Raw genomic sequence first — 12,125 nt, 5'->3', positions numbered from 1 at the left:
CGCCATAAAAACAAGATAAAAAACTAAAATAAGACGAAGAATAGAATGAAAAAAGTCATATATATGGCTTGTGTTGTTGCCGTGATGACGACAGCACAGGCCAAACCTATGGATCAAGCCAAACTCAGTATTCATAAAAATAATATTAAAGTTTGGACCTATCAAAATGCACAAAACCCAGTTTTTTTATATAAGGCTGAAACCACGTTTGATGTGCCGATTGAAAAAGCAGTGTCATTGATCTTAGATGTTGACCATGCGGTGAAATGGGTGCCGTATATGGGCAGTGTGAAAGTCTTGTCGCGCGATGATAAAAAAGGCGAGTTTCAACTGTATATGGTGCTGGATTTTCCTTTTCCTTTAAAAGACCGCGACTTGGTGGTGCAGGGAAAAATGACCAAGGACAGTCAGGGCATTATTAGCATTAAAAATAAAGCGATTGATAAAAACATCCTTAAAAATCCAGATTATGTGCGCCTAAATCATTATGAGGGCGATTGGACCTTTCAGAAACTGGGATCAAATAAAGTCAAGGTTTCGACCTCAGGTTATGCTAACCCTGAGGGGTCGATACCACTGAAGTTTGTGAATATGTTTGTCCAACAACAACCCTATCAAATGCTGCAAAAAATGAAAAATCAATTGCTGGAACAAGAAGACACTCCTGCCCATTTACCAGTTGCCTTACGTTAATTTTAAAGATGAAGAAGCCTGCAATGCAGGCTTTTTTATGTTTTAAAACTTAAGGCTGTTGATAGGCGCTCAGCAGCTCTAAGGTTGAAGCCTTAGGCAGGTCTAACTGGATTAAACTGAGCATGGCATCTCCTTCACCAGCGAGCGAGATCTTGAAGTTTTCAGCACTGCTTTGGTCACATTGGAACTGTAAATTTTTCTGGTGGGGCAAGTTCATCTGCATTTCACGTTCATTGTTCAACCGATATTGATAGGTTCGTTGGGTCGAGGTTTCAGTCAAGCTCGGCGCTAAACTTAAAAACTGATAATCAGTTAAATTTTGCGTTTTCAGAAACCCTTCAATCAGTGCTTTACAAATAAAATGTTGCTGTTGTACCTGCTGTGAAACATGTGGCGGTTGGCAAGCCGATAAGCTCAATAAGCAAAAGAGAGATATGATTATTTTTTTCATAAAAGTGCCTATTTATGGTTGTGAACGAATGACAGAAGCATAATTCTGTTGGCATAATGGATACAGATACATAAAAGTTAAAAAAATAGGTACAGATGAATGGCATTCCAGTATCAAAGCTTGGCTGCACAGTTGCTTGAAAAAATTCAAAATGCTGAATTACCCGCAGGGCAAAAGCTGTTGTCGTTACGCCAGTTTGCCAACTTACAAAAGGTCAGTTTGAATACTGCTAAGAGCTGTTATGAACTACTCGAGTCACAGGGGTATATTCATGTGAAAAATAAGTCGGGCTATTTTGTCAGTTATCAGAAAAATACCAGCCCATCTATTCCTGTACCGCAGCATCCTGATTTTCAGTCTCAAGCCCGTGATATTTCTAATTTAGAGCTACAGCTGGAAATTCAACAGTCTTCCATTAATAGCCGTCTCATCCATTTGGGAGCGATTCAGCTTTCGCCAAAACATGTGCCTGTAGAAGCGCTCCGCCGCTCCATTCAACGCGCCTTAAAACACAGTCAACCTGAAGACTTTTTATATAGCGATAAGCAGGGCCATATTCGCTTGCGGCAGGCCTTGTCTGAGCATTGGGCTGAAGATGGCTTCTATATTTCGCAGGATGATATCTATATCAGCAATGGCTGTATGCCTGCGTTGTCGGTGATGATCCAACACCTCAGCAAGGAGGGCGACAGCGTAATTGTACCGACCCCAAATTTTAATGGTCAGTTGCAAATGCTGGCGGGGTTAAAGCGAAAAATTATTGAAATTCCAGCTGATACTCAAGGCTTTGATCTTGAACGTTTAGAGCAGGTCATGCAAAGTTCAGGCGCAAAAGCGTGTTTACTCACGGCCAATTATCAAAATCCATTGGGGTTTTGCTTAAGCAATGCTGAAAAAGAAAAAATTGCACAACTTGCGGCGCGCTATCAATGTTATGTAATTGAGGATGATATTTATGGTGAATGTAGTTTCAGCTCGAGTCGTCCGCTGCCGATTAAGTATTGGGATCAGCAGGGTTATGTGATTTTCTGTGGTTCGGTTTCCAAGTCACTTTCAACTGCGTATCGCGTAGGTTGGTTCTGCATTCCGCAGCGCTTAGCGCACTTGAAGGCTACGTTACTGATGCAAAATATTACAGTGAATACACCCTTGCAGTTGGCACTGGCCGATCTGATTTATAGTCGTGCTTATCGGGAGCATTTACAGCAGTTAAAGCCGATTTTGAAACAGCAAGTTGAGCAATACCGATACATGATTCAGCATGCCTTTAACGGAGTTGCGTTACGTATCAATCAACCCTTAGGTGGTTATGCGCTGTGGTTACAGCTGCCCGAGTGTATTGATGGTTTAGATATGTACTATTTTGCTCAGCAGCATGGCATCAATATAGTGCCAGGAGAAGTCTTTGGTGAAGGGCAGCGTTATAAAAACTGTATCCGCCTCAATGCAGGTCATGAAATTTCAACAGATATTCGCGCGGCAGTCACTTTGTTGGCCGATTGGGTGAAAGTGCAACTCAGCAGTTCGACGTTGGTCAAACAAGCGGTATAAAAAGCGCCTCTTTTGAGGCGCTTTTGGATTAAAAATCGGCTTTGAGAACGATACGATAACGAGCTTTTCCAGAATGTAACCGTTCCAGTGCTTCATTCAACTGTGACATAGGATACAGTTCAATTTGTGGCGCAATGTTTTTACGTGCAGCGAATTTGAGTAGCTGACGTAATGCCGCAGGTGAGCCAGTGGGTGAACCCGTGATAGACTTTGCTCCACCAATCAGACTACCTGCATTTAACTTGATGGGCTCTAGAGGCAAGCCTAGCAGATGGATCGTGCCATTCGGTGCCAGTGTACTGATATAGGCAGGCCAATTGAGCGTGACATTCACCGTACTGAGCAATAGATCGAATTTGCCTCGCTGGGTTTTAAGCGCATCCACATCACGGCTATTCACCACATGATCTGCACCCATGGCCTTGAGTTCTTCCGTTTTGTCGAGGTTCGAGGTAAACGCCGTAATTTCACAGCCCCATCCTCGAAGTAACTTAATAGCCATATGCCCTAAACCACCGATGCCAATCACGCCAACATGGTGAATGGCTTGAATTTGGTGTTTTAAAATTGGATCAAAAACGGTAATACCGCCGCACAATAAAGGACCCGCGGATTCAGGATCCAGCTCTTCAGGTAAAGGAATAATCCACTGCCAACCTGCGCGGACTTTGTCGGCAAAGCCGCCTGCATGACCGACGATGGTTGCTGTCGGTCCTCCTGTACAGAGCACTTGTTGGCCCGACACACAGGGGTCACAGTGTTGGCAGCTTTCTGCCGTCCAGCCAATACCGACGCGCTGTCCAAGTTTAAGCCCTTTGGCTTCGGAGCCTAAGTGACTGATGGTGCCAATAATTTCATGACCAGCGACAACGGGATAGACCGAAGAGTTCCATTCATTGTTAATGACTGAAACATCGGAATGGCACAATCCACAATATTCGACTTGGACTTCGACCTGATGTGGTTGCAGTTCACCCGCATCGAATTGATAGGGTTGTAGTGCTGCACCTGCTTGCATTGCCGCATAGGCACGAATGGTGTTATCCGTCATATTCGAGATCCTTATTTTCCTGTTTTTTATGTACTTTTATTTAAAATGACAGCTGTTTTCATGATCATTGACCATACCAACCGCTTGCATAAAGGCATAGCAGGTGGTGGGTCCGACAAATTTAAAACCCTGTTTTTTTAAGATTTTAGACATATTTTGGCTTTGAGGAGTCTGTGCAGGTGCTGTACGGTAGTCCGGGACATCATTGTTGATTGCGTGTTGCTCGACAAAGTTCCAGAGCCACTCAACGGGGTTGATGCCTTGTTTTTTCAGGGCTTGCCATGCAAGCGCATTGTCACGAATGGCGGTCAGCTTCCCGATATGGCGAATTAAGCCGATATCTTGGACTTTTTCGGCTAAGTCTGTATCACTCAAAGCCGCAATTTGTTCAATGGAATATTGAAAAAACTGGCGATGATAATGTTCACGCTTTTTCAGGACGGTAATCCATGACAGCCCCGCTTGTTGACCTTCGAGGCAGAGCATCGCAAATAACTGCTTTTCATCATGTAGTGGTTTACCCCACTCATGATCATGGTAGTCGATGTAAAGTGGGTCTGAGGAGCACCATCCGCAGCGTTGAGTGGTCATGAACATGCTCCTGATCTTTTTATAGGGTAAAAGGTGCCCATTGGTCGTGTTGATTGTCCCAATAAAACAATTGGGCGTGTTCGAGGTCGGAAAAGTTAATCCAAACATCTTTTCCTGTTTTTTCAGCAAATCCAGTACTGATTAAAAGCGCATCTTCGGTAATTTCCATGATCCAACCTTGGTGGTTTTGTCCAGCCAAGATGATTTTTTGTTGATTGCCTGATTCAGCAAATTCGACCAGACGGTTGATCAACGCTTCTGACATGAAAAATTCCTAAAGTTAACGTAAATAAGGATAGGGATTTACTGCACCACGGCCTTTACCGTGTAAATAAAGTCCATAATGCAAATGTGGGGCTGTGTGCCGTGCATTGCCTGTATTGCCGACATAGCCGATCAGGTCGCCTTTTTTGACATAGTCGCCGACACTTAAGCCACGTTTATGGTCATCAAGATGAGCGTAGTAATGCCAAGTGCCTGCTGGCCCCATAATCCAAACCACTTTACCACCCAAATTGTTATTGCGTAAGTCTGCAACGAGACCTTCTGTGGCAGAAAAAACTTTTGTTCCACGTGGAGCCAGAATGTCGATGCCTTCATGCGTCCGTCCGCTACTGCGGGACGCTCCCCAAGTATCTGTGAGCCCGTGACGTTTAATGCCTTGGACAGGGACAGGAAGTTGTGTGGCTAAACGCATGTTTTTCAGCTGTTGGACTTGTGAGACAGGTAACTGGCTTCCACTCGGCGCAGGCGGCGTGGTACGGCAAGCTGCGAGTAACAGAATCACAAAACTTAAACTAGCAAGCGCAGAAAGGCGGGGCAAACAATTACGCACGAACAATCCTTTATTATTTCAGTGATCTAATTTTAAAGTGTCAGGGTGAACCCAATGGATCACCCAACTATGTCACAGTTGAATTGCCGAGATCAATTTTTTCATCGCAGTTGGGATGCCCATTTCTGTGACGTTTTGTATGTCTAGCCATGTGCTGGCCAATTCTATACTTAAATGTTCGAGCTGATCGGCATCGACTTCAAAGCAAAGCGCTTCCAGTTGCCAAGTGAAATGGGTGAAACTATGCGAAATGTCAGCGCGTTGCGAGACTTGTTTCAGTCCTAGACTTTGGCACAGTTGCATGAGTTCATCACGATTTTCAAAAATAGGTAAACACCATAAACCGCCCCACAGTCCACTATTGGGGCGCTGTTGCCACAGCCATTGATTGTGATGACGCAGCACCAAAACTTGGGCAGACTTCACAGGCACAGCTTTCTTGGGCTTTTTAAACGGCAATTCAGTTTCTAGCCCTTGTGCATGGGCTTTACAGTGTTGCTGCATTGGGCAGTATAAACACAGCGGTTTTTTAGGGGTACACACGGTTGCCCCCAAATCCATGATGGCTTGGGTATAGTCGTGGTTACGTTCAGTTGGACAGAGTTCAGTGGCCAGTTGCCACATACTGCGTTCATGCACAGGTTTGCTCAGATCATCCTCAATGGCAAAAAAGCGTGCGAGCACGCGTTTCACGTTGCCATCCATAATGACGCCGTACTGACGTAAACCCAAAGACATCAGCGCCCCTGCGGTAGATGGACCAATACCTGGCAGTTCAATCCAGTCCTCTAAAGTTTGAGGAAAGTGCCCCTGACGTGCCACAACCCCTGCGGCTTTATGTAGATTACGTGCCCGGGCATAGTAGCCCAGACCTGCCCAGTAGGGTGCGACCTCATCCCATGATGCTGTCCCTAAAGCTGCAACGGTTGGGAAGCGTTCGATAAAATGCTCGAAGTATTGCAGCACTGTTTTGACTTGGGTCTGTTGCAGCATAATTTCAGACACCCAGACTTTGTAGGGATCATCGGCTACTTGCCATGGCAGGTCATGTCGACCATGAACATCGAACCAAGTCAGTAACGCATCTGAAAAAGAGAAAGGAGACATCTGAGGCACAAGCAAAAAATTCGGCTTAGTATAACTGAATGTCTTTTCTGAGCCCGAGTTTTTGCGCATAAAAAATGGCGCTTATGCGCCATTTAAAACCATAAAAACTTAGTCTTTCGTCATGCCCCAACGTGCATCGAGTTTGAGCTCTTGGTCTTTGTAACGTGGAATAATATGGATATGTAAGTGTTCAGACACATTCCCAAATATTTCACCATCATTAAAACCAATATGAAAGCCTGAAGGCTGATGACGCAATTGGAGTTCATTGCGTGCCAGTTCCAGCAAAGACATTAAGCTTTTACGCTCTTTGTCGGTAATGTCAAAAAATGAGCTCACATGACGTAGAGGGATAATGACACAGTGACCTTTAGACAATGCATTGGGTTCGGGTAAAATCACCCCAAAGTCATTTTTATCAAGCACGTCATATTCATCAAAATTACAATATTGGCAGTGGGTCTCAGTCATTGTTATCTCCTCTAAAATCTAATTATGTATCCTGTTGGATCTGAAAAATCAAATATTTGAATTCTCAGCTCTAGTTAAGCACTGAGATTGCGTTCTAGCAAGTCATACATTGCATCTAGCCCTTGTCTTTCTGCTTCTAGGTTATAGCCCAAGTCTACGCCATTGGCTTTGGCACGCTCATCGGCCAATGGATTGCTAAAACCATGCTTCGCATCTTCAAAAATGATGACTTCATGGTCCACTTTTGCCGCATGCATTTCTTCACGGAAGCTAGCAACATCATCCAAAGTAACCATGCTGTCTAACTCACCATGTAAAACTAAAATTTCACCTTGAATTTGACCTTCGACCGCAGGGGCTTTCGGTGCCAATGTTGCATGGAAAGTCGCCACAGCTTTAAGTGGTGCGCCTGAGCGCGCTAAGTCTAAAACCACTTTACCGCCATAACAAAAACCAATCGCCGCCAGTTGATCTGCATTCACTTCAGGCTGGGCTGCAAGCGTATCTAAACCTGCTTGTGCACGGTTGACGATGGTGTCTGCATCGGCAAAAGTTTGCATCATCCATTCATAGGCTTGTTTCGCATCTGTGGTGACATTTTTGTCGCCGTACATATCAATCGCCAGTGCCGCATAACCGTGTTCAGCCAGTTCGCGAGCACGTTGTTCAGTATATTCATTTCGGCCCCACCATTCGGGTGCAACGATGATACCTGCATGCGGTGTTTGAGAGATTGGTGCTGCAAAATAACCAACTAAGCGTTGTCCATCGGCGGTGTTATATTGAATTTCTCGAGTTTGAATACTGATTGTCATGCTCAAATCCTGATAGATGATCTGCTCTGATTAAAGCATAAAAACTTTTACAAGGATTTGAAAAATATTCCAATGTATATGAGAAGTGTGAGAAATTATTTTTAAAGGCACACATAAAAAAGAAGGATCTGAATCCTTCTTTTTCTTTATTAATAGTCGCGTACTTTAGACTTTGCCACGGGATAAAAATCCGACAATCGCAAGAATCACAGCAATCACCAATAAAATAATCGCAAAGTCTTTGGATAAACCTGCGACACCACCAAAACCAAGTAAACTTGCAATCAGTGCAATCACTGCGAAGATAATCGCCCAACGAAACATAATTTTTCTCCATAGATGTTCTTATTTATTACTCTATTAGTATAGAAAGAAGGTTCGGACACACTGTGTTGCTTTTGTTTAAAAAGTGTTCTGTTTGTATTTTAAGTTTATGAATATGATGTAAATATTGACACTTTAGATAGCTCTGAAAGCCATCTGACTATAGGTTATAATAGTGCATTCAGTTTTATTGGCAGTGGTTATGTCCAACGAATTAAGACCAGAGTTTTGGAAGCATTATGCGCTCACTGAGCTACGTTCAGCAGAGTGGGAAGCGTTGTGTGATGGTTGTGGTCTATGCTGTCTGGTGAAACTTGAAGATGAAGAAAGCCAAGAAGTCGCCTATACCAAAGTGGCCTGTAAACTGCTGGACTGTCAAACGGCCAGTTGTCGGGATTATCCGAACCGCAAGCAGCATGTGCCCGATTGTATCCAGCTCACGCCCGAACTTTTAGACACGATTCATTGGTTACCACCGAGCTGTGCTTATCGCCGTCTGCATGAAGGTAAAAATTTGCCCAGATGGCACTATTTGAATACGGGCTCACGTCAAAGTATTCTGAAAGCCAAAAAGTCTGCAGCAGGACGCTGTATTTCTGAAGAAGAGGTTCAGGATGACGACATCGAAGACTATATTGTGCGTTGGGTTCGCTAGTCGATAAAAGGACAATCAAATTGCATGAAAAGCTTGTGTCATTTGCCTGAATTTGCCATAACATAAGCATTCGATGAACGCATGATAAGTCCTAGCCCTATGTCCGATAGCAATATTCCACTGCCTGAACGTTTACGCCCGCGTGATTTATCTGAAATTATTGGGCAGGATCACTTATTGGGTGAGCAGGCACCGCTCCGCCAAATGATCGATCAAGGGCATTTGCCATCGATCATTTTTTGGGGGCCGCCAGGCGTGGGGAAAACCACGATTGCTTTACTGTTGGCGCAAGCGATTGATCGACCATTTGTCAGTCTATCTGCGCTCAATACGGGGGTTAAAGAGCTCCGTGAGATCATTGCTGATGGCGGAGATTTAATGCCACCTGTGGTGTTTATTGACGAAATTCATCGTTTTAACAAATCGCAGCAAGATGCCTTACTGAATGCAGTGGAGAAAGGCAAAATTACCCTCATTGGTGCCACTACCGAGAATCCTTCTTTTGAAGTGAACAGCGCGCTGCTGTCCCGTTGTCAGGTCTACACCTTAAATGCGCTCGATGCTGATGCGATTCAAACTTTATTATTACAAGCGATTAAGAACGATCCATTTTTAAAAGAGCGTTATATTCAAATTGAAGAATTTGAAGCATTGGTGCAGTTTGCCGCAGGTGATGCCCGCAAAGTCTTGAATTTAATTGAACTGATTGCGGGCACCTTCGAGCCGAACCTTGAAAATATCGTGACCAATGCAATGGTGGTCAAAGTTGCACAGCAAAATATTGCCCGTTATGACAAATCGGGTGAGCAGCATTATGATTTGGTGTCGGCTTTTATTAAGTCAATTCGAGGGAGTGATCCTGATGCCACTTTGTATTGGATGGCACGTATGCTCAAAGGTGGTGAAGATCCCGTTTTTATTGCCCGTCGGATGTTGATTGCAGCCTCTGAGGACATTGGTAACTCAAACCCCAATGCACTGCTGCTTGCTGGAGAATGCTTCCGTTCTGTTCAAGCGGTGGGCATGCCAGAGTGTCGAATTATTCTTGGGCAGTGTGCGGTGTATTTGGCGACCAGTGCCAAAAGTAACAGTACTTATCTTGCGATCAACAAAGCGTTGGATTTGGCCGAGAAAACAGCGAATTTACCTGTGCCGCTGCATTTAAGAAATGCACCGACCAAGTTGATGAAAGAGCAGGGCTATGGCGTCGACTACTTGTATCCGCACAACTATCCAGAGCATTTTGTGATGCAAGAATATTTACCTCCTGAGCTCAAAGGAACCAAACTTTATGAGTCGGCACGCAATAAGCGTGAGGTCGAGGGTGAGCGTTTACAGCAACGCCGTTGGCAACAAGAACAGCAACAGCAGCAGTAATAAAAAGCCTGATGAAAAAATCAGGCTTTTGTTTTTTGAGGCTTAGGATTTAGTCACATTCATTGAGCAGTTTTTTCTTTAAGCACTGTAGCGTTTTATGTTCCGATGTGCGTATTCATCAATTTTAATGCCGCAGGTAACACAGCGGCTAATAAAGCGATTGCCATTGTGATGTTAAAGCTCAAGGCAAAGCGCGGTTTCATCAGATATTGGCGTAAGAAAAGACCACCGACTGCCCAAACCCCGACACATGGAATGGAAACTACCATTAAAATCAGGGCCGCATAAAGAATATCACTGACATGATGGTTTAAAGCAAAATAAGTGGCAATGGTGCTGATGGAGATAATCCACGCTTTGGGATTGACCCACTGAAAAAGAGCCCCTTGTAGAAAACCCATCGATGGTTTTTGTTCTAATTCGATGTTGAGTGGCCCACTGGACGCGATTTTCCATGCGAGCCACAGCATATAAGCCGTACCGATTAAACTTAAAATAAATTGGAGCTGGGGCAGGGCCAGAAACACCTGATTTAACCCTATGCCAATGGCGAAGAGTTGCACAGCCACACCAAAGGCAATACCTAAAACCAGAGTTAGAGTTTTACGGATACCAAATCGTGCACCAGACAGCATGACCAGTGCATTATTGGGTCCAGGCGTGCAGGTCATTACGACACAGAACAGTAGATAAGAGACAAACAGTGAAGCGTTCATAAAGGGGATGGCGTAATCAAATAAATATCATTTTATTGTTGATCTATCACAATTTGGTTGTATATTGATCGTTAATACTGAGTTTCATGCAACAAATGATTGAATTAGATCGATTAGACCGAAAAATATTGTGTGAGCTTGAGCGCGATGCACATTTAACCAATATTAAACTGGCAGAACGCGTGGGTTTATCGCCATCGGCCTGTTTACGACGCGTGCAAGAGTTAGAAAGAGTTGGTGTGATCCGAGGCTATAAAGCGGTGATTGACCGTTCGATTTTGGGTATCGGCTTAACGGTTTATGTGACTATTGGGCTGTCTTGTCACTCAAAAGAAAGCTTGAGTCAGTTTGAGGATGTGATCACTGCAACGGATGAAGTCACAGAGTGTCATACCATTACAGGCTCGGTCGAGTATTTGCTCAGGGTTGAAGTGGCTGACATTAAGTCTTATAAAAAGTTTCATACTGATGTTTTAGGAACGATTCCATCCATTAGCTCGATCACCAGTTTTTTGGTGATGGATACCACTAAAAATCGATATACCAATCTATAAAAGCTTAGGTGGAAAGGTAAAAAACCGAGCGAAATGGCTCGGTTTTTATCTGAGTGCATATAGTTTCGTGGGATCAGATCAAACAAGGCGCTTTATCTTTTCAACTAAGTATTGAATGTTGAATCATTGCTGCATCAAGCTCTTGAAGACTATTCAATTATTTAAAGTTACCCTCTAAAAACTGTTGCAGGCGTTCACTTTTGGGGTGAATCAAAACTTCTTTTGGATCACCTTGTTCTTCAATTTTGCCTTGATCTAAGAAAATGACATGATTGGATACATGGCGTGCGAAGCCCATTTCATGGGTGACCACAATCATGGTTCGGCCTTCTTCAGCTAAACTTTGCATCACTTTCAATACCTCACCCACCAGTTCAGGGTCTAGAGCACTGGTCGGCTCATCAAACAACATCACTTCAGGCTCCATTGCCAAGGCGCGGGCAATTGCAACACGCTGTTGCTGTCCTCCTGACAAAAAAGACGGATATTTCTTTTCGACACTTTCAGCAAGCCCAACTTTTCTTAAGTATTTTCGTGCACGCTCTTCCGCCTCACTCCGCTTTAGCCCCAAGACATGAATGGGTCCTTCAATAATATTTTCTAATACCGTCATATGCGACCACAAATTGAAATGTTGAAAGACCATCATCAGTTGGGTGCGCATTTTTTGCAGTTGTTTGGGATTTGTCGCTTTGAGATCGCCATTTTTATCTAAAGTGGTCTCTAACTGTTCACCATTGAGCTGAATGCTGCCTTGGCTTGGTTGTTCTAGAAAATTGATGCAACGAAGAAAGGTACTTTTACCTGAACCTGAGGAACCAATAATACTAATCACATCACCTGCGCGTGCCTCAAGTGAAACCCCTTTTAAGACTTCATGATCGCCAAAACTTTTACAAAGGTCTCGAATCACCAGTTTTGCTGAATTTTCCAT

The 12,125-nt window shown here is 43.9% G+C and carries 16 protein-coding genes; 5 read left to right on the top strand and 11 right to left on the bottom strand.

Going from position 1 to position 12,125, the window contains the following annotated elements:
- The first annotated feature begins 45 nt into the window (after positions 1–45).
- Positions 46–693: an START domain-containing protein gene (locus F986_RS03220; RefSeq protein ID WP_004691844.1), complete on the top strand. Its 648-nt coding sequence runs from the start codon at positions 46–48 to the stop codon at positions 691–693.
- 49 nt (positions 694–742) lie between these two features.
- Here F986_RS03220 and F986_RS03215 read toward each other — a convergent pair whose 3' ends face one another.
- On the bottom strand, positions 743–1,144 hold the full coding sequence (locus F986_RS03215; RefSeq protein WP_004691842.1) for a hypothetical protein: 402 nt from the start codon (positions 1,142–1,144) through the stop codon (positions 743–745).
- A 99-nt stretch (positions 1,145–1,243) separates the two neighbouring features.
- On the opposite strand from F986_RS03215, the gene F986_RS03210 reads away from it, so the two are divergent.
- On the top strand, positions 1,244–2,695 hold the full coding sequence (locus F986_RS03210; protein ID WP_004691841.1) for an aminotransferase-like domain-containing protein: 1,452 nt from the start codon (positions 1,244–1,246) through the stop codon (positions 2,693–2,695).
- Between the two features lie 28 nt (positions 2,696–2,723).
- Here F986_RS03210 and ahr read toward each other — a convergent pair whose 3' ends face one another.
- From ahr to F986_RS17725, 8 genes are all read right to left on the bottom strand, one after another.
- Entirely contained in the window at positions 2,724–3,746 is a 1,023-nt protein-coding gene (gene ahr / locus F986_RS03205; protein WP_004691839.1) for an NADPH-dependent aldehyde reductase Ahr, read from the bottom strand.
- Positions 3,747–3,782: 36 nt separating this feature from the next.
- The gene (locus F986_RS03200; protein WP_004691837.1) at positions 3,783–4,337 is read right to left on the bottom strand and encodes a DNA-3-methyladenine glycosylase I; all 555 of its coding nucleotides are present in this window, start codon (positions 4,335–4,337) and stop codon (positions 3,783–3,785) included.
- A gap of 19 nt (positions 4,338–4,356) precedes the next feature.
- A complete protein-coding gene (locus F986_RS03195; protein ID WP_004691836.1) occupies positions 4,357–4,602 on the bottom strand; it encodes a hypothetical protein in 246 nt (81 codons plus the stop codon).
- Positions 4,603–4,617: 15 nt separating this feature from the next.
- Positions 4,618–5,160 (bottom strand): M23 family metallopeptidase, encoded by a 543-nt coding sequence (locus tag F986_RS03190; RefSeq protein WP_171057597.1) that lies wholly within the window; start codon positions 5,158–5,160, stop codon positions 4,618–4,620.
- Between the two features lie 84 nt (positions 5,161–5,244).
- Entirely contained in the window at positions 5,245–6,279 is a 1,035-nt protein-coding gene (gene mutY / locus F986_RS03185) for an A/G-specific adenine glycosylase (protein ID WP_026056494.1), read from the bottom strand.
- Positions 6,280–6,387: 108 nt separating this feature from the next.
- Positions 6,388–6,750 carry an HIT family protein gene (locus F986_RS03180; RefSeq protein WP_004691832.1) on the bottom strand — a complete coding sequence of 121 codons (363 nt, stop codon included), beginning with the start codon at positions 6,748–6,750 and terminating at the stop codon, positions 6,388–6,390.
- Positions 6,751–6,824: 74 nt separating this feature from the next.
- Positions 6,825–7,565: a dienelactone hydrolase family protein gene (locus F986_RS03175; RefSeq protein WP_004691830.1), complete on the bottom strand. Its 741-nt coding sequence runs from the start codon at positions 7,563–7,565 to the stop codon at positions 6,825–6,827.
- A gap of 165 nt (positions 7,566–7,730) precedes the next feature.
- A complete protein-coding gene (locus tag F986_RS17725; protein WP_004647174.1) occupies positions 7,731–7,889 on the bottom strand; it encodes a DUF1328 domain-containing protein in 159 nt (52 codons plus the stop codon).
- 202 nt (positions 7,890–8,091) lie between these two features.
- On the opposite strand from F986_RS17725, the gene F986_RS03165 reads away from it, so the two are divergent.
- Positions 8,092–8,544 carry a YcgN family cysteine cluster protein gene (locus F986_RS03165; protein WP_004691829.1) on the top strand — a complete coding sequence of 151 codons (453 nt, stop codon included), beginning with the start codon at positions 8,092–8,094 and terminating at the stop codon, positions 8,542–8,544.
- Between the two features lie 99 nt (positions 8,545–8,643).
- On the top strand, positions 8,644–9,921 hold the full coding sequence (locus tag F986_RS03160) for a replication-associated recombination protein A (RefSeq protein WP_017396981.1): 1,278 nt from the start codon (positions 8,644–8,646) through the stop codon (positions 9,919–9,921).
- A 95-nt stretch (positions 9,922–10,016) separates the two neighbouring features.
- Here the strand turns inward: F986_RS03160 and F986_RS03155 are convergent, their stop codons facing one another.
- Positions 10,017–10,637, bottom strand: coding sequence for a LysE family translocator (locus tag F986_RS03155; RefSeq protein ID WP_004691826.1), 621 nt, complete (start codon positions 10,635–10,637; stop codon positions 10,017–10,019).
- Positions 10,638–10,723: 86 nt separating this feature from the next.
- On the opposite strand from F986_RS03155, the gene F986_RS03150 reads away from it, so the two are divergent.
- Positions 10,724–11,191 carry an Lrp/AsnC family transcriptional regulator gene (locus F986_RS03150; protein WP_017396983.1) on the top strand — a complete coding sequence of 156 codons (468 nt, stop codon included), beginning with the start codon at positions 10,724–10,726 and terminating at the stop codon, positions 11,189–11,191.
- 157 nt (positions 11,192–11,348) lie between these two features.
- Here the strand turns inward: F986_RS03150 and F986_RS03145 are convergent, their stop codons facing one another.
- Entirely contained in the window at positions 11,349–12,125 is a 777-nt protein-coding gene (locus tag F986_RS03145; protein ID WP_004691823.1) for an ABC transporter ATP-binding protein, read from the bottom strand.

This window comes from Acinetobacter johnsonii CIP 64.6 (assembly GCF_000368045.1).
Taxonomy (GTDB): Bacteria; Pseudomonadota; Gammaproteobacteria; order Pseudomonadales; family Moraxellaceae; genus Acinetobacter; species Acinetobacter johnsonii.
The sequence above is the reverse complement of the archived record's forward strand: the minus strand, read 5'-3'. Positions and strand labels throughout refer to the sequence as shown.